General features: G+C 54.2%; 18 protein-coding genes and 1 tRNA gene. All 19 read right to left on the reverse strand.

Annotated elements, in window-relative coordinates:
- Positions 1–439: 439 nt before the first annotated feature.
- The gene (gene dkgB / locus CWS43_RS24895; RefSeq protein ID WP_101079840.1) at positions 440–1,243 is read right to left on the reverse strand and encodes a 2,5-didehydrogluconate reductase DkgB; all 804 of its coding nucleotides are present in this window, start codon (positions 1,241–1,243) and stop codon (positions 440–442) included.
- Positions 1,244–1,354: 111 nt separating this feature from the next.
- Complete coding sequence (locus CWS43_RS24900; RefSeq protein ID WP_101079841.1) at positions 1,355–2,056, reverse strand: 4'-phosphopantetheinyl transferase superfamily protein; 702 nt, start codon at positions 2,054–2,056, stop codon at positions 1,355–1,357.
- Positions 2,057–3,286 (reverse strand): beta-ketoacyl-ACP synthase, encoded by a 1,230-nt coding sequence (locus CWS43_RS24905; RefSeq protein WP_101079842.1) that lies wholly within the window; start codon positions 3,284–3,286, stop codon positions 2,057–2,059.
- Positions 3,283–4,014, reverse strand: coding sequence for a 3-ketoacyl-ACP reductase FabG2 (locus CWS43_RS24910; RefSeq protein ID WP_101079843.1), 732 nt, complete (start codon positions 4,012–4,014; stop codon positions 3,283–3,285). Before CWS43_RS24910 ends, CWS43_RS24905 begins: the two co-directional genes overlap by 4 nt.
- Complete coding sequence (locus CWS43_RS24915) at positions 4,011–4,490, reverse strand: hotdog family protein (RefSeq protein WP_101079844.1); 480 nt, start codon at positions 4,488–4,490, stop codon at positions 4,011–4,013. The genes CWS43_RS24910 and CWS43_RS24915 overlap by 4 nt, the downstream gene beginning before the upstream one ends.
- Positions 4,487–5,659 carry a beta-ketoacyl-[acyl-carrier-protein] synthase family protein gene (locus tag CWS43_RS24920; protein WP_101079845.1) on the reverse strand — a complete coding sequence of 391 codons (1,173 nt, stop codon included), beginning with the start codon at positions 5,657–5,659 and terminating at the stop codon, positions 4,487–4,489. The genes CWS43_RS24915 and CWS43_RS24920 overlap by 4 nt, the downstream gene beginning before the upstream one ends.
- Position 5,660: 1 nt before the next feature.
- On the reverse strand, positions 5,661–6,236 hold the full coding sequence (locus CWS43_RS24925) for a DUF3261 domain-containing protein (RefSeq protein ID WP_101079846.1): 576 nt from the start codon (positions 6,234–6,236) through the stop codon (positions 5,661–5,663).
- On the reverse strand, positions 6,233–8,539 hold the full coding sequence (locus tag CWS43_RS24930) for an MMPL family transporter (RefSeq protein ID WP_101079847.1): 2,307 nt from the start codon (positions 8,537–8,539) through the stop codon (positions 6,233–6,235). The genes CWS43_RS24925 and CWS43_RS24930 overlap by 4 nt, the downstream gene beginning before the upstream one ends.
- Entirely contained in the window at positions 8,529–9,134 is a 606-nt protein-coding gene (locus CWS43_RS24935; RefSeq protein WP_101079848.1) for an outer membrane lipoprotein carrier protein LolA, read from the reverse strand. Before CWS43_RS24935 ends, CWS43_RS24930 begins: the two co-directional genes overlap by 11 nt.
- Positions 9,131–9,574 (reverse strand): thioesterase family protein, encoded by a 444-nt coding sequence (locus CWS43_RS24940; protein ID WP_101079849.1) that lies wholly within the window; start codon positions 9,572–9,574, stop codon positions 9,131–9,133. Before CWS43_RS24940 ends, CWS43_RS24935 begins: the two co-directional genes overlap by 4 nt.
- 1 nt (position 9,575) lies before the next feature.
- Positions 9,576–11,303, reverse strand: a complete 1,728-nt coding sequence (locus CWS43_RS24945) for a glycosyltransferase (RefSeq protein WP_101079850.1) — start codon at positions 11,301–11,303, stop codon at positions 9,576–9,578.
- A complete protein-coding gene (locus CWS43_RS24950; RefSeq protein WP_101079851.1) occupies positions 11,294–11,638 on the reverse strand; it encodes a 3-hydroxyacyl-ACP dehydratase FabZ family protein in 345 nt (114 codons plus the stop codon). Before CWS43_RS24950 ends, CWS43_RS24945 begins: the two co-directional genes overlap by 10 nt.
- On the reverse strand, positions 11,635–12,972 hold the full coding sequence (locus CWS43_RS24955) for an AMP-binding protein (protein ID WP_232777205.1): 1,338 nt from the start codon (positions 12,970–12,972) through the stop codon (positions 11,635–11,637). Before CWS43_RS24955 ends, CWS43_RS24950 begins: the two co-directional genes overlap by 4 nt.
- Positions 12,973–12,980: 8 nt before the next feature.
- Entirely contained in the window at positions 12,981–13,571 is a 591-nt protein-coding gene (locus CWS43_RS24960) for a hypothetical protein (protein WP_369825946.1), read from the reverse strand.
- Between the two features lie 5 nt (positions 13,572–13,576).
- Positions 13,577–13,831 carry an acyl carrier protein gene (locus CWS43_RS24965; RefSeq protein WP_101079854.1) on the reverse strand — a complete coding sequence of 85 codons (255 nt, stop codon included), beginning with the start codon at positions 13,829–13,831 and terminating at the stop codon, positions 13,577–13,579.
- 10 nt (positions 13,832–13,841) lie between these two features.
- Positions 13,842–14,099, reverse strand: a complete 258-nt coding sequence (locus CWS43_RS24970; RefSeq protein WP_101079855.1) for a phosphopantetheine-binding protein — start codon at positions 14,097–14,099, stop codon at positions 13,842–13,844.
- 3 nt (positions 14,100–14,102) lie between these two features.
- Positions 14,103–14,897, reverse strand: a complete 795-nt coding sequence (locus CWS43_RS24975; protein WP_232777206.1) for a 1-acyl-sn-glycerol-3-phosphate acyltransferase — start codon at positions 14,895–14,897, stop codon at positions 14,103–14,105.
- Between the two features lie 17 nt (positions 14,898–14,914).
- A complete protein-coding gene (locus CWS43_RS24980; RefSeq protein ID WP_101079857.1) occupies positions 14,915–15,640 on the reverse strand; it encodes a beta-ketoacyl synthase chain length factor in 726 nt (241 codons plus the stop codon).
- A 443-nt stretch (positions 15,641–16,083) separates the two neighbouring features.
- Positions 16,084–16,160 (reverse strand) — tRNA-Asp (locus CWS43_RS24985).
- Positions 16,161–16,210: the final 50 nt, after the last annotated feature.

A 16,210-nucleotide genomic window follows, 5' to 3' on the forward strand; every position in this document is an offset into this window, starting at 1 on the left:
TTCGGTCTTCGAGCCACTGGTCTCGAAACACTCACTCAGCAAACTTTCTGAAAGCGGCCAGAGGCTTTCTCAAATTCTATAGCATTCTGCTTTTTTGTTTTCGACAGTCGATATGGCGCAATTAAAAAACCTGCCGAACGGAGCGGCTTCGAGACCAGTGGCTCGAAGACCGAGAGAGGGAACCGCGCAGCGGCAGGGTTTGCGCCACGCACAATAGCAACAGAACATGTCCATCGTTCCAGCGACAGCGCGGGTTGAAAAAGCGGGGAGGAGTCCAGAGGAGGGAAAGCACTTCCCTCCTCTGGTCGGTTTCGGCGCTACGAGCTAAGTGATCGCTAAACTTGAGAAACCGAAATCATCTCGATCAGCCCTCACAGCAAGTGAGAAACCGAAATCATCTCGATCCAGATCTAGCTCCCGCTTACTCACCCGAAGGTAATCAATCCCATGCTGGCGCCAGGCCCTCAGGGCTCACTAATCGCCCTTGTTTCTCAAGCGCAGCAATCTCCTGCATATCGGCATCGGACAATACCAGTTTCTGCGCCAGCAGGTTGCTCGCCAGGTTTTCACGTTTCGTCGATGACGGGATCACCGCGTAACCCAGTTGCAGCGCCCAGGCCAGAACGATCTGCGCTGGCGTGGCGTTGTGACGTCCGGCGATCGCGATAATCGTCGCGTCTTTCAGCGCTTCGCCGTAAGCCAGCGTCATGTAGGAAGTCACGGCGATGCCGTTTTCACGGGCAAAATCGACGACGGTCTGGTTTTGCAGGAACGGAGAAAGTTCGATCTGATTAGTCGCAATCTGGTCGGCGCCGACGGCGTCGATCGCTTCCTGCATCAGTGCAACGGTGAAGTTAGAAATCCCGATTTCACGGGTCAGACCCATTTTCTTCGCTTCCACCAGCGCATTCATGGTTTCTGCCACGCTGACGGCCTGATCCGGCGATGGCCAGTGGATCAGCGTCAGATCGACATAATCAGTTTTCAACTTACGCAGGCTTTCTTTCAGGCTGTCGATCAGCTTGTCGGCCGCCAGGTTTTCAATCCAGATTTTCGTAGTGATATACAACGCTTCACGCGCAACGCCGCTTTCCGCCAGCGCATCGCCAACCGCCGCTTCATTATCATAAATTTGCGCCGTATCAATGGCGCGATAGCCCAGTTCCACTGCGGTTTTTACTGAGGCTTTTACCACGTCATCTTTCAGACGGAACGTACCCAAACCGAATGCAGGAATGCTCATCATATTCTCTCTTTGTTTTTTAAAAGGTCAGCAATGCGGGAGAGTATGGACCGGCTTTTCATGGATAAAAACGACAGGTTTGCTACAAGACTTTTGCTTTCAAAACAATAATCAGGCCAGCGAATACCAAGACCAGCGGCGGAGGTTTAGCGGAATAAGCTGCGGGATAATTGACCCGTTGCGGGCTTCGAAAATATGCTCTTCACATGTCGTCACGCAGGCAGGCAATGCCATTGCCGACATAACGGTTTCTCCGGCGGCCCACCACAGTTTGCTGTCCGTTGCGGATTCGGGGGAAAATTGCCCGGCAGCGGGATCCAGCCGGATCCGTTCCATCTGCCACACGCTTCCGGCCTGCTGTTTCAGCCAGGCTTCGCGCAGACACCATAATTGCCAGAACGCATTTAGCGGGTTTTCCTGTTCCGTCAGCCAGAAAAATTCGGTTTCGCTGAATGCCTGCCTCGCCACGTCCAGATACCGCGCCCGTGGCCGTATCTGTTCGACGTCACCGCCCGTTTCGCCCGCGGCGCACAGCACCAGTTGCAGGCTGTTAACGCTGTGACTGAGGGAAAAATGGGGCAATGAAGGATCGGTAAAAGACGGTTTACCCCGCGCGGAAATTTGCATTTCAGGCAGCATTTCCTGTCCGCTGAAAGCAAACAACGCTTCTGCCAGCAGCGCCCTGCCCGCTCGCCATTGCTGGCGGCGGGCAGGATGCAGGTTTTCACTTTCCGCCAGCAATTCTGCGGGCAGGCGTGACAGCGGAAAAGTGTCGTCCAGCGACGCGGTGATAATGCACGCAGAATTTGTCATTTACGGCCAGCGGCGGAAAACCAGCGACGTGTTAATGCCGCCAAACGCAAAGTTGTTCGACTGGATAAATTCGGTCTGAATATGACGTGATTCCCCCATAATGTAGTCCAGATCGCCGCAAAGCGGATCTGGCTGAGTCAGGTTAATGGTCGGCACAAAGCGGTCTTCACGCATCATTTCCAGCGACATCCAGGCCTCGAGCGCGCCGCAGGCACCCAGCGTATGACCGAAATAACTTTTCAGCGACGAAACCGGCGTCTGATTGCCAAACACGGCAGCCGTTGCATGGCTTTCAGCGATATCGCCACGGTCGGTTGCCGTGCCGTGCGCGCTGATATACCCGATCTCAGACGCCGGGATCCCGGCATTTTTCAGCGCCTTTTCAATACAAATCTGCATGGTGGATTGCTGCGGCTGGGTGATATGCGCCGCATCGCAGTTGGTTGCGAAACCGGTGATCTCCGCGTAGATCTTCGCGCCACGCGCCTGCGCATGTTCGAGCGATTCGAGAATTAACGCCCCGGCACCTTCGCCAATCACCAGACCGTCGCGCTGCGAATCAAACGGGCGCGGCGATAATTCCGGGTGATCGTTTTGCTGGCTGGTGGCAAACAGCGTGTCGAATACCGCCGCTTCCGACGGGCAAAGTTCTTCGGCACCGCCTGCCACCATTACGGTCTGGTAGCCGTGTTTGATGGCTTCGTACGCATAGCCGATGGCCTGACTGCCTGACGTACAGGCGCTGGACGTCGGGATCACCCGCCCTTTCAGGCCAAAAAACAGTCCGGCGTTCACCGCCGTCGTGTGCGGCATCATCTGCACATACGTCGTGCCGGTAATGTTGCTGGTATGTTTTTCCGTCAGCATGGTGGCGAATTCGCTGACCGGTCCGGTGCTGCCAGTGGATGAACCGAAAGCAATGCCCGTTTCGCCGCTGGTCAGGATCGGATCATCCAGCAAACCGGCCTGTTCCAGCGCCAGTTCGGTCGCACGCGTCGAAAGCAGGGAAACGCGCCCCATCGAACGGATGCGTTTTCGGGTGTAATGTGCAGGCAGTTCGAAATCATCAACGGGCGCGCCGAGATGCGTATTCAGCCCCTGATAAATCAGCCATTCATCCATGTGGCGGACAGCATTTTTGCCCTGTTGCAGACGCGCACTCACGTCATCCCAGTGGTTGCCGAACGCCGTGATGCCTTTCATACCCGTAATAACAACACGCTGAGTCATACCATGCCTCCGTTAATGGAGATCACCTGACGGGTGACATACCCCGCAATGTCGGACATCAGATAGCTCGCCAGCCCGGCCACTTCTTCCGCGCTGCCCATGCGTTTCAGCGGGATCATGCTCATCGCAGCGTCGAGCGCCGGTTTTTCCATATCAAGCATGCCAGTATCAATCAGCCCCGGCGCGATGCAGTTGACGGTAATTTTGCGTTTCGCCAGCTCCAGGGACAGCGCTTTGCATGCGCCAATAATTCCGGCTTTGGCCGCGCTGTAATTCACCTGCCCGCGGTTGCCCGTCAGGCCGGATACTGAAGACAACGCGATAATGCGTCCGCCCGCGCGCAGACCAATCATCGGCATGACGCAGGGCTGTAATACGTTGTAGAAACTGTCGAGATTGGTGTGGATCACGCCGTCCCAGTCTTCATCCGTCAGCGCCGGAAACGCGGCGTCGCGGGTAATACCGGCATTATTGACGACGCCGTAGTAAGCGCCATGCGCTTCAATATCGGCCTCAATCACTTCGCGGCACTGCGGGCGGTTGCTGATATCGAACTGAATCAGGCGACCGCTGCCGCCAGATGCCTGCACCTGTTGCAGCGTGTGTTCTGCCCCGTTTTTATCGCTGTGGTAATGAACCACAATCTCAAAACCGTCTGCTGCCAGCTGGCAGGCAATCGCCTGACCGATCCCTTTGCTGGCTCCCGTCACTAATACCGCACGCGTCATTCCTTTTTCCCCTGTGTGAGCGTAATAAGTTCGTCCTTTGCTGGCTGATATGTGTTCAGCCTTCCCTGAGCAACCTGAAGGTTGTCTTTTTCCTGTTTAATACTGATAACACCTTCAAAACTAGCGAGTTTTTCATCGCGTAATACCATTGAAACGCTGATAAGCAATTCACTGCCTGCCACAAATTCAGGCACGCTGCATTTTATCGCGCGGCCGCCCAGCAACATGCCGACCTGCGGTGGCTGGCCAGATTGCGCACCGTGCCAGCCGCTCCAGACGCCGATGGTCTGTGCGATCAGTTCAAGGGCATACCACGCAGGCAATCCGCCGCGTTCATTCAGAAAAGGCGCCAGCACGCCGTCAGGTGAGACGACGACGCCACAAAGCGCGGTTTCTTCCGTCACGCTGACGACGTTTTCCAGCAACACCATCGGCGTGTCGTGCGGTAAATAACCGGCGGCGGTCAGTGTGCTCATGACGGCCTCCCGATCACAATGCTGGCGTTGTTGCCACCAAAGGCAAATGAGTTGGACAAGATGACCGGACGTTCCAGCCTTTGTGGCGCATCAACCAGCCGGATATCCGGCAGGCTGACATCACGCGGCGTAATACTGAAATCCTGAGGCGGCAGGTTGAGATTTTGCGTCAGGATAAGCCAGCTCAGCGCCGCTTCTGTCGCACCGGCCGCGCCCAGCGTGTGACCGGTAAGATGTTTGGTCGAGCTGCACGGGATCTGGCTGCCGAATACGCGGTGGATCACCGCCGATTCCACCTGATCGTTGAGCGGCGTCGCCGTGCCGTGCGCATTGATGTAGCCGACGTTTTCAGGCTCAAGCCCGGCCTGTTGCAGCGCCATGCGGATTGCCCGCTCCGCGCCCGCACCTTCCGGATGCGGCGCGGACATATGCCAGGCATCAGAAGACTCACCGGTGCCCAGCAGCGCGACATCCGCCGGTTCACGCGTCAGCAAAATCAGCGCCGCCGCTTCACCAATATTAATGCCATCGCGATCCTGTCCGAAGGGCGTACAGCGGCCACGGGAGAACGACTCCAGGCTGTTGAAGCCGTTGACCGGCATCCGGCACAAGCTGTCTGCCCCGCCGACAATTGCCGCATCAGCCAGACCGGACTCGATCAGGCGCATCCCGCTGATAATGGCTTTCGCACTGGATGAACACGCCGTCGATAAGGTGTATGCCGGCCCCGTCAGCGCCAGCAGTTCTGCCATGAATTGCGAAGGATCGCCGAGCTCCTGCCGCTGATAGTCATAGCCTTGCGGGAAAGATCCGTGCTGATGCAGATGGCGCACCGCGTCTTCCCCTTCGGCAATGCCGGAGGTGCTGGTGCCCATAATCACCGCAACGCGTTCATGGCCATAACGGGCAATAACCTCGCTGACCGGCGTTTCAATTTGCGCCAGCGCCGCCAGCAGCAGCTGGTTATTGCGGCTGCGGTGCGCGGAAAGCGATTCCGGGACCGGCGGTAAATCGCCCGTGACAGCGCCCAGCCAGACCGGGCGGTTTTCCGTCAGCCAGCCTTCCTGCACAGACATGCCCGGCGAAACACCCGCCGTCAGGCTGGCCGCAATCTGCATGTTGTTGTTTCCCAGCGCGTTAACCATGCCCACGGCCGAAAAGTAAATCATGTTATTCACCGACATTCTGAATAGTGATCTGGTAATGGAACGCCAGCTGGGTAATGGAAACAGGTCGCCGCGTTTTGCCTTCCGGCAGATAGTCAATCCGGGTGATCGCGTTGCCTTTGTTATCCGATAACGTGCGCCGCAAAGGCTGGTCTTTCAGCGTCCAGCCCGGCGGCAACAGCGGCTGCCAGCTTTCCACCGGCCAGTAGCTGAACATAATATCGGCCAGAACCTGATTTGCTGGAGGCAAACCCTCAATCTTTATTGCCTGTTCAGTATGGATGCCGGTTTGATCGTAGACCACTTTAAAGAGACGGATCCCCAGCGGCGAGAGCCCGGCCAGCTGTAAAGAGTTGCCATCGGCGTTGAGCAGCACCAGCAAAGACTGCTGTTTTCCGTTGACCGTTGCCGTCAGCAATTGCTGCTGACTGACCGGTACTGCCAGCACCGGCGCGGGTAATTTCACCTGCACGCCCGGTTTCAGCCACGCCTGAGGCAGCGTTTGGGCAGGAGGGCGCGAGGCGCAGCCGCCAGACATCAAAATCAGCAGTGCCAGAACCGGCAGCGTGAAGCGGATCATTTGTTACGTCCTCTTTTTTTAGCGGGCAACGTCAGCGGCGAGAGCAAAAACGCCGTCAATATGCCGGAACTCAGCACAATGCCAAAGCTGCTGATCGCCTGCGTGGAGCTGAATACCAGCATACCGAACGTCAGTAACGTGGTCGCGACAGCCATAAAAATGGCAAACATCGACGTGGTCGGCGTCCCGCGCGGATTGGTGAAAAACAGGGTGTAGTTGATGCCAATCCCCAGGACCAGAATCAGCGCCAGCAATGAAAACAGGTTGAGATGATGACCGCTGTAACCGAGCGCGGCGATGCCCATTCCCAGCGAAAGCAGCGTCGGCACCAGACAAATCAGCCCGTGCGGCAGACGGAAACGCCAGAGATAAATCGCGGCAATGACCGCCACCGCCAGCCCGAGCAGATAAGTGAGGTAAACGCGGTACTGAGAAAACAGCTCACTGAATTCAGACTTGCGGTCAATCCAGCCGGTTCCCGGGGAAGACACCGCCAGCGCCGCCACGGCAACGGTGTCGTGAACGCCACTGACCGGGATTAACGTCGCGCTGCGCCCGTCCGGCAAAGACAGCCACAGTAAGCGCCAGCCCTGACTGACCACGCTGTTTAGCCAGAGCGGGACATCAACCGTTTGCGGGCTGAGATCCGGCGTGGCGACTGAAACCCCTGACTGCTGCAACTGCGCAATAATCTGCGGCGCACGCTGGCGGAGTAACGAGAGATCTTTTTGTTGCTGTAATTGCGACGGCAGGCTGAGCGCCCGGTAACCGGCAATCACGCCATCCGTTTTCGCCTGTTCCAGTTTTGGCCGCAAAGCTTCAAGACGCTGAAGCGTCTGCTCCGCCGTATCGCCGTAAACGATCAGCCATTTCTGATCATTGGTTTGTCCGGTCAGCGCGGCAATCTGTTGTTCCTGCTGTTGTAAATCTGCCGGCAGCGTTTGTAAATCGGCAATATCGTCATTGATTTTAAGCTGATAAATTCCGCCCGCCGCCAGCATGAAAATCAAAACCGGCAGCCCGATACGAACCGGTTTACGGCTGCGCCATGCCAGCAGCCATTTCAAGATCAGCACCAGACCGGGCGTCGGTCCGACCGGCAAATGCGCCGATAAATACGGATACCAGCACATGACGGTAATACAGGCCGCACTCAGCCCGGCGGCGGCAAAAACCGCCAGCTGTTGCAGGCCGGGGAACGGCGCAATCAGCAACATCAGGTAGGCCGCGACCGTCGTTAGCAGCGCCGCAGACAACGCCGGGAACAGCTTTTTCAGGCTTTCGAGCGGCGTGCTGGTTTCACCGTGAACGCGGCGTTCAGTGAGGAAGTAGAGGGTGTAGTCGGCTGAAATCCCGACAATGCTGGCGCTCAGCACCAGCGTCATCACGTGTATTTCACCAAAGACCCACAGGGTAAATACCGTGCCCGACAGCGCGCCAATACCGATTGAAAGCAGGCTGAGCAACAACGGCAGCACGGAGCGGAACATCAGTAAAATCAGCAGAAAGACGCCGATAACCGAGGCCGCACCAATGGTAGATAAATCATGCTCAGCCTGCTGGCTGGCATAATTGCTGTAAAAAATCGTGCCGCGCTCAAGCACTTTCGCGCCCGGCCAGCGCCCTTCAAAAGCGTGTCTGGCCGCATTCAGCTCAGCGACAGTGTGCTTCGCGCTGGTGATGTCATAGGACGACGCATTCAGCTCGCCGTGAAGTAAATACCAGCTGCGCCCTTGCGGATCGCGCGTCATCAGCCAGCCCTGATCGAGGCTCATGCCACCGCTGCTTTGCTGCTGCGCCATTTGTGAGGCACGCACCAGCAACAAAGGATCGTTAGCCAGCTCTTTTCCGCTGACACCGGCAAAGGCAGAATAAACCTGCCCCATAATCCACTGGCTTTGCTGTTCAGCACCGGCGTTCAGGCGCTGACGGGTGGCGTCATCAAGCAAAGCATTACGATGCCGGAAAAAGAACGCGCCCCATTCCTGCTGACGCGCCTCATCCATCGGCCCTTCCACCTGGCTCAGTGCAGGAAGCGATCGCAGCTGTTTCAGCCAGTCTTCAAGAGGTTTGGTTCCCGCGCCTTCCGGCGGGCTGACCAGCCACATTAACTGGCGATCAAGCCGCTGCGTAAAGCCGTCAGAAATCGCCTGAGGAAGACCGGCCGTCTGTTGCTGCGGCAAAAGCGCCAGCACGCTGCTGTTAATCTGGCTGCGCGGTAGTAACCAGACCAGCGCGGCGACGAGCAACACAATAATCAGCAGCCAGATTTGCGCCAGCCGGCGGTGAAGATCAGGATGCAAAATGGCGTTTCTCGGCGTCAGTCAGTTCAGCGGGCGTCGTTTTCTGGTTAAAGAAACGGATATGCGTCGCGTCGCCCTGCATATCATCGATATCAATCTTGTTCAGGAAGGTTTCCCCGTTGAGTGTAATGCGGCGGAAAAGGCGGTTCAGCGGCGAGACTTTTGGCACCAGCACCAGCGTCCAGGCGCCCTGCCCTTTATCTGCGAAATCCAGCGTGAAGTTTTCTTCCAGCACGCGGCGGTCTGCATGAAACAGCGCGCTCAGCAGGGAGTTGAACTGGAACATCTGCGGATTATTGCTGGCCGTAACCACCTGTGGCGGCTGGCCCGCCATGATTTGCACCATGCGGGTTTCCGTCAGAAGTAACGTCAGAGGGAACGGTTTTTCCTGCTGCCACCAAAGCCCCTGTTTTTGCGCAATCAGTAAATTTCCGCCGGAGTTCAGCGGCTGCGCCATCCCGCTGATGGTTCTCTGCTGGGCAAATTCAGCGCGCAACACCGGCACCTGGCTGAAGCGCTGCTGCAAGTCATCGAGCGTCACGGCCTGGGCAGCAACGCTGAACGCGGCGAGTAAAACAAACAGAAGTGATTTCACAGGCTGACTCCGGTTTTATCGAAAAGAACCTGCGGCGAGACAAAACACATCTCTTTGGTTTCAGTATCCACGGCGACCTGTAACGTGTAGCCCGTCGTTGTGCGTTTTCCGGTTTCAATATCATAGATCTGATAGCTGATACGCAGACGATTTTCGATTTCTTCAAGCTGCGCGTGAACGGCAATACGCTGTTCGAACAGAACGGGCGCAATGTATTTCACGCGCGTATCCACGATCGGCCACACATAACCGGAGGCTTGCATCTGACGATAGCCATAATCGAACTGTTTCAGTAATTGTTCGCGCGCAACTTCGAGATAACGAAAATAATTGCCGTGCCAGACAACGCCCATGGCATCGGCATCATGAAAAGGGACGGTGATTTCCACCACGGTGGAAAAGCGCGGGTCGTTAAAGCGCGGATCAAGTTTGGAAGTCATATCAGTCAGGTTTCCTGTCAGAGGCGTCATCTGCGGGATGCTGCCAGAAATCATAAAAATTGAACCAGTCGTGAGGTGCCAGCAGGCTGTAATGTTCAAGGCGCGCAGCGTAGCGGTCGACGGTTTCCTGCAATGCAGGCAGACGATTTGCGCGGGGCAGAATCAGCGGATCGGCAAAAGATTCGCAGTAAATATGCAGACGCCGTTCCTGTCTGATGCCAAACATCAGCATCACCGGCGCTTTCAGGGCGGCGGCCAGAATAAAAGGTCCTTGCGGGAAAGCCGCGGGTTTACCGAGAAAATCACTCCAGATGACACGGGAATGCTCACCGCGCTGATGACGGCTGGCGGACGTTCTGTCGCCCATAATTGCCACCCATTCGCCGGCATCGAGTTTTTCCTGCAATAACATGGCGGTGTCCGGCCCCATCTGGCTCACCTGAATCAGATTCACCAGCGCCTGCGGGTTAATTTCCTTCATCACCTGATTAAACCGTTCGGCGTGTTCGGTGAAAACCAGCGCATTCACGGTGATCCGATGATTCAGCGCACCAATAGCACGACAGGATTCGATGTCGCCAAGATGGGAGGCGAGGATCAGCGTGCCGCGCCCGGAGGCAATATGCGCTTCACAGACATCGGGGTTCACCAGCACCGCGTCATTCAGAGTTTTATCGCCCTGCCAGCTCGCCAGTTTGCTCAGCATCGATTCGCCAAACCGCATGAAATGCCGGAATGTACTTAACGGGTACGGCAACGCAATATTGCGCTGCGCCGCTACGTCGCGGACGCGTTCAAGCCAGGCGTCCGACGCCTTGCGCTGTTTTCCGCCCGTCAGCCAGAAGTAGCCAATCACCGGATAAAGCAGTAGCCGGAAAGCGCGGTAGCCCAGCACGCGATAAATCTTCAGCATCAGACGAATGCCCCACAGCCCTTTACGTTCGCGCGTTACCGACCAGTGCGGATCGCTTTGCTGCGTTTGTCTCTGGCGCAGCAAAAAAGGAATGCGCGGCAACATGCCGAAGAACAGGCGGGTGTGCATCCACGAGATTTTAATGTTGTCTTTCACCGCATCAAAATGCGAAACGCCGTCTTGCGGGTATATGACGCGCGTCGGCAGGAAGCGGCTGCGCGTCCCCTGCCAGTAAAGCCGCACCATGATTTCGGTATCGAAATCCATGCGTAAACCCAGTGGCTGTTTGTCCATCAGCCTCAGGCAAGGCTGCAAAGGATAAACGCGAAATCCGCACATACTGTCTTTGAGGGAAAACGACAGGGTTTCGACCCAGACCCAAAAATGCGTGACATAGCGGCCATAAAGACGCGATTTCGGCACGCTTTCGTCATACACCGGCTGACCGGAGATCAGGCAATCCGGGTGTTTTTGCGCTTCCTCCAGCATGAGAGGAACGTCGGAAAGCTGGTGCTGACCGTCTGCGTCAACCTGCATAGCGTGGGTAAATCCTTTTTCAGCCGCCAGCCGTAAAGCGACCATGACGGCGGCACCTTTTCCCTGATTCTGCGACAGGCGCGTCAGATTCATCCACGGCGTTATCTGCGCCAGTCGCTTTAATTCATCCTCCGTTTCCGCCCCGCTGCCATCATCGACCACAATGCACGGCAACCCGAAGGACCGAAGTTTATCCAGCACACCGGCCATCATCGGCCCGTGGTTGTAACACGGAATAATCAGACAGGGTGAAAACAGCGCAGGGGACGTTACGGGCATAATGTGATTTTTCCACTGCTGGCAATTTTTTCGCCCAGGACGTAGCGGAAAACCAGCCGGTGTTTTTCTTTGAGCCAGTCAATGTGCAGGCTGACAGTTTCATCCGGCAAAAGTGGCTGCTGAAACTTCACCACTTCCATCCCCGAAAAAGCTTTATCCAGCAGCAAAATCTCGCCCGCATACTCCATCACCCAGTTCACTTGCGTGACACCCGGAAGCAGCGGATACGTGGGAAAGTGCCCGCGAAACCAGAACAAATCCGCTGAGAGCCGTAATTCGAGGATCAGGCTGGTGTTGCTGCTTTTATGCAGGCTCAGAACTTCAGGCTTCATCATAAAAACATCTCCTGTAATTCAGCGGCTGCGCGTTTGCCTTGCTGATTGAGTGGGATCGCCGGAACAATACGCCAGTATCGCGGCAACGACACCGGAGATACCCATTCCCGCAAAGCATGGCGGATCTGCCCAAAGAGAACATTCCGGTTTTCAGCCTGCAACAGCGCATCGCCCGCCGGGTTCAGTACAATCACTGCTGCAACCGAAACCCTGCCCTGCTTTTCAATAGTCAGAACGCAGGCGTCAGCCAGAAGATCCAGCGCACACAAGCGTTGCTCAATTTCATCCAGCGAGATCCGCTGTTCAGCAATTTTAACGATCCGATCTTTACGGCCCAGAAGATCAAAATGACGTGAACCGTCAGATAAAAGTTTTATCTCATCGTTGAGAACAATGCCTTCCGGCTGAGGAATAATCGGAGAAATCACTGAAATGCTGCCATCGGGCTGAGGCCGCAAATTTACGTTGTCGAACAACGCCCAGGCTTCGCCAGGCCGGGTTTGCTGGCGAAATGCGATAACACCACTTTCGGTGGTGCCATAAATCTCTGCTGGCAGGCAACCGCAGGTTTCTTTCACTGATTGCGCCGCATCGCTTTCCAGAGGGCCACCTGCGGAAAAAACTGCATGCAGCGTGACCGGTGTTAAAGTTGCGTCCAGACGTTTGAGAAAGGCCGGGCTGCTGACAAACGCCAGCGGAGATTTTACCGCAAGCAAATGCAGTTGCTCGTGATACTGGACGCTGCTGGCCGCAAACGGCAGGCCAAGCGACAGCGGCAACATGAGCGCAAAGCTCAGGCCGTACATGTGATGAGGCACGACCGTGGCGGCGAACCGGGAACCGGCCAGTTCTGCGCCCCACCGGGCACAGAGCCACTGACTTTCACGCTCAAGACAAGAGACCGGTTTGGTAATCTTCTGCGGTTTTCCCGTTGATCCGGACGTGAAGAGGACGAGCGATGCATTTTCCGGAAATGCAGGTAAAACAGAAAGCGGCTCAATGGCAACAAATGGAAAGCGGAGAACAGGACAATTGAGCTGCAATGGCAGGTCGGTAATCAGCGCATCGAATGCATCGCATTGCTCAGAGAGCAGTGCCTGACGAAAATGACCGGGCAGAACAGGCGTTTTTCCGCTGTAAAGAACGGCAAGTAAAGCTACAGCGAACGAATAGTTATCTTCCAGACACAGCGCCCAGCGCGAACAGGGAGTCGCACTGACCCTGGCAAGCAGCGTCGCGACATCACGACGTAAGTCGCGCTGCCTGTGCTCACGGGTTTCACTCCAGGCAACCAGATGATCATCTGCTCTTTCCGTGCCCAGCCATTGGCACATTGGCAGCGTCACGGCTTGCGCAGACGCTTTCTGATTATCCAGTCAATACCCATTAATAAACCAATCAGCAGATAACTGATCCCGCCGTTGTAAAGCGCCCACAAAGACACATCGCCTTTCAGGCAGGTATATAAAGCAAAAGATCCATTACAAACAAAAAACAGGCACCAGACTTGTGTTACGCGTCGCGTATAGACAACCCCTTCGGGCGGTAAGTCGGGCTCGCTCAGCCGGGCAAGGCGCTCTACCAGTGATTGACGGGCGAACAATGAACTAAAAAACAGGCCCAGAAGCAGGACATTCACCGCCACCGGGTAATACAACAACATCGACGTTTCGCGCAGTACAACGCTGGTGATGACCAGCACAATGCCAGAGACGGCTATCGCTTTGCCGAAAAAAGTGAGCTGATTTAATTTTCCGCGAAAGGTGAGCAACCGCAGAATAAACGCAATAATCAGAAAGGGAGCAAGAATACTCATTCCCCAATTTTTTAAGCCACACCAGACTGCTACCGGATAAGCAATAATCGCCACGGGCATTGCCCAGCGAGCGAACGCTGCGACAAGCTGAAGGGAAAAGCGCCGGATTTCAGACACAGCAATTATTGCGCTGGCGTGTTGAGTAATTCATCGATGGCATCAACAACATCCTGAACGGTTCGTACTGATTTGAACATTTCAGGTTTAATTTTTCTGCCCGTCGATTTCTGCAGATGAACAACCAAATCCACAGCATCAATACTGTCTAATTCCAAATCTTCGTAAAGTTTGGCATCGGGGCTGATATCACTTTCATCAATTTCAAATAGCTTGATTAATAACTCGCTAATCTGCTGATAAATTTCTTGCTTCTGCATAGGAATCTCTTTAACCACGCTGAACTGATATAAACTGGCTAAGGCTTTCAACGGAATAAAAATGCTCACGCATTTCCTGACTTTCAGCCGAAAGGATCACGCCGTATTGCTTTTTCAATGCCAGGCCTAATTCGAGGGCATCAATAGAATCCAGCCCTAACCCGTCTCCAAAAAGAGGCGCTTGCGTATCTATCTCTTCTGGCGTCATTCCCTCCAGATTGAGCGTCGCGATGATAAGTTCTTTAATGTCGTTACTTAATGAATCCATGACTTATTTCTCGTTATTTTGAGTATTGCCGTGCATCAGTTCAGAGCGCAAATGCTGTGTCAGACGCCTTGCTGCCAGCGCAGGCGAAAGATCCTGTTCATCAAAAAAACTCTCAGCCTTTACCTTATCGGCAACAGTGATGACAAACTGAGGTTTTACTCGCGGAATTTCGTACCATTTTCCCTGCTTGGTCAGCATCGGTGGCTGGCAGGAAATATGAACAATCCGCACATCACAACCGGCTCGCAGCGCGATATTGGCAGCACCACGCTGTAGCGTTATCGGTTTCTCAGGTAAAGAACGCGTCCCTTCAGGGAAGATCAGCAACGTTCCACCCGCCTTGAGGCGCGCCTCACAAGCCTGAAGCAACGCATCAGCCCCTGAGTTCACCAGATATCCGGCGGCTTTGATGACGCCGGCTAAAAATGGATTCTTCAACAACGCCTGTTTGACAATGCAATCACAGCGCGGCATCCGCGAAGCCAGAATGACATAATCAAGAAGGCTGGGATGGTTCGCAACAATCAGGCATCCGGTGTCCTCCTGAAACTTTTCGTCACCAACAAACCGGTAATCCATCACACCAAAAAGCCGTAATCCTCCGAGGAAAAGTCGAAAGCTATTACGAATGCTGTTCAGTGTCATCCGATGCAATTTTTCCGGCTGACGTATGATTAACCGCAACAGAGTAAACCAGATCAAAGAAAGCAGCAGTCCGCCAATTCCGAAAAATGCGAAAAAAATGCCTGTAACAGACCATCGCCATATCCGGTTCGGCAAAGAGGAAACGTCTTCCATTAAGGCAGATTCGCTCCTCACAATGCACGCGCCCATTGCCAATGATGGCGACTATCAGCACTGACAATAAATGAAGGCGATGAGGACAGATAACCTCGCAGGAATTGCAAACCCTGCGGAAGAGCAAGAGAATCGATTTCATCGCTTTTTGCAATGCGCTGGCACTGCAAAGTATCGCCAGCCGCCAATATTATTGCCATCGCGTAAGGCAGAAACTCGGAATTTACCGATTCAGCATACAGGGAAGGAATTTCGCCATCAAAATCGACCAGCATGATGCGCGAAGCACCGCCTGCCAGCATAGATTGCGCTTCCAGCAGACCTTGCTGAAAGCTGTCCGTACCGGCAGCCAGTGAGGTTACCGGAAGTGGATTTTTACTGATAATAGTTAACCAGCCAGCGGCGGTATTATGGACGGACATCGAAAATTCGGTGGGAGAAATAGCGTCGTCTTCTGCAAGCGCATGTAAAATGCGCCCCGTTCTCTCAAGTTCACCGTGGCGGCTGGTAAAAATAGCGGCATCAACCTGATGTTTCGAAAGCAAGGACAGACCGGCATCGACGGCAAAACGACTTCCGATACTCATACGACGCGCAGCCATCATTGGGATCTGCTCGCTCTTTGGAGTCTCGCCTGAAAATGCATCCACACCGGAACATTGCGTCCATTGGATCCAATCGGCACAATTATTGATACCAGGAGCAACTGCCTGCCAGTCAAGTATATCCAGTGAGAATTTCATAATGATTAATCTTCGCGAATCTTCCGAATTAAGACTTTATGATATTTTATTAAAAGTTGCATCAGTAATCTGACAGGCTATTGCGCTGAACGGTGTGTTTTAGTTATTTTTACAACGCGTTAGATATTACCGACCAGAATACATATCTGATAAATCTTAATTTTATAGTGAGAAATAGCAGCTGAGGTTTTATGAAATTAAAGTCAGAAAAATTATAATGGGTTAAATTGGGGAGAAATTACCATTCTCATAAAATAAGAACAGTGATTAGATAGATTAATCTTCAACAGAAAGTTAATCGATTGATTTAAAATATCACACAGAGGTTTTAGCTCGATAAAAAAGCTGTAAATCAGAAATTCAGTGCGTTTAACGCCTGATTTTTTACAGATTTTAAAATGCAAAAAACCCTGAATCTTTCGATTCAGGGTCTATGCAATTAGTGGCGGAACGGACGGGGCTCGAACCCGCGACCCCCTGCGTGACAGGCAGGTATTCTAACCAACTGAACTACCGCTCCACCGGTTCTTTCACCCATATCAGAAATCGTCTGATACAAGTTTGTTCCTG

Origin of the sequence: Rahnella sp. AA (assembly GCF_002834385.1) — a bacterium.
Classification (GTDB): Bacteria; Pseudomonadota; Gammaproteobacteria; order Enterobacterales; family Enterobacteriaceae; genus Rahnella.

Excerpts from the sequence above, each read along its gene's own strand:
- dkgB (WP_101079840.1), bottom strand. The coding sequence starts at position 1,243 with ATGAGCATTCCTGCATTCGGTTTGGGTACGTTCCGTCTGAAAGATGAC.
- CWS43_RS24900 (WP_101079841.1), bottom strand. The coding sequence starts at position 2,056 with ATGACAAATTCTGCGTGCATTATCACCGCGTCGCTGGACGACACTTTT.
- CWS43_RS24905 (WP_101079842.1), bottom strand. The coding sequence starts at position 3,286 with ATGACTCAGCGTGTTGTTATTACGGGTATGAAAGGCATCACGGCGTTC.
- CWS43_RS24910 (WP_101079843.1), bottom strand. The coding sequence starts at position 4,014 with ATGACGCGTGCGGTATTAGTGACGGGAGCCAGCAAAGGGATCGGTCAG.
- CWS43_RS24915 (WP_101079844.1), bottom strand. The coding sequence starts at position 4,490 with ATGAGCACACTGACCGCCGCCGGTTATTTACCGCACGACACGCCGATG.
- CWS43_RS24920 (WP_101079845.1), bottom strand. The coding sequence starts at position 5,659 with ATGATTTACTTTTCGGCCGTGGGCATGGTTAACGCGCTGGGAAACAAC.
- CWS43_RS24925 (WP_101079846.1), bottom strand. The coding sequence starts at position 6,236 with ATGATCCGCTTCACGCTGCCGGTTCTGGCACTGCTGATTTTGATGTCT.
- CWS43_RS24940 (WP_101079849.1), bottom strand. The coding sequence starts at position 9,574 with ATGACTTCCAAACTTGATCCGCGCTTTAACGACCCGCGCTTTTCCACC.
- CWS43_RS24945 (WP_101079850.1), bottom strand. The coding sequence starts at position 11,303 with ATGCCCGTAACGTCCCCTGCGCTGTTTTCACCCTGTCTGATTATTCCG.
- CWS43_RS24950 (WP_101079851.1), bottom strand. The coding sequence starts at position 11,638 with ATGATGAAGCCTGAAGTTCTGAGCCTGCATAAAAGCAGCAACACCAGC.
- CWS43_RS24955 (WP_232777205.1), bottom strand. The coding sequence starts at position 12,972 with ATGTGCCAATGGCTGGGCACGGAAAGAGCAGATGATCATCTGGTTGCC.
- CWS43_RS24965 (WP_101079854.1), bottom strand. The coding sequence starts at position 13,831 with ATGCAGAAGCAAGAAATTTATCAGCAGATTAGCGAGTTATTAATCAAG.
- CWS43_RS24970 (WP_101079855.1), bottom strand. The coding sequence starts at position 14,099 with ATGGATTCATTAAGTAACGACATTAAAGAACTTATCATCGCGACGCTC.
- CWS43_RS24975 (WP_232777206.1), bottom strand. The coding sequence starts at position 14,897 with ATGGAAGACGTTTCCTCTTTGCCGAACCGGATATGGCGATGGTCTGTT.
- CWS43_RS24980 (WP_101079857.1), bottom strand. The coding sequence starts at position 15,640 with ATGAAATTCTCACTGGATATACTTGACTGGCAGGCAGTTGCTCCTGGT.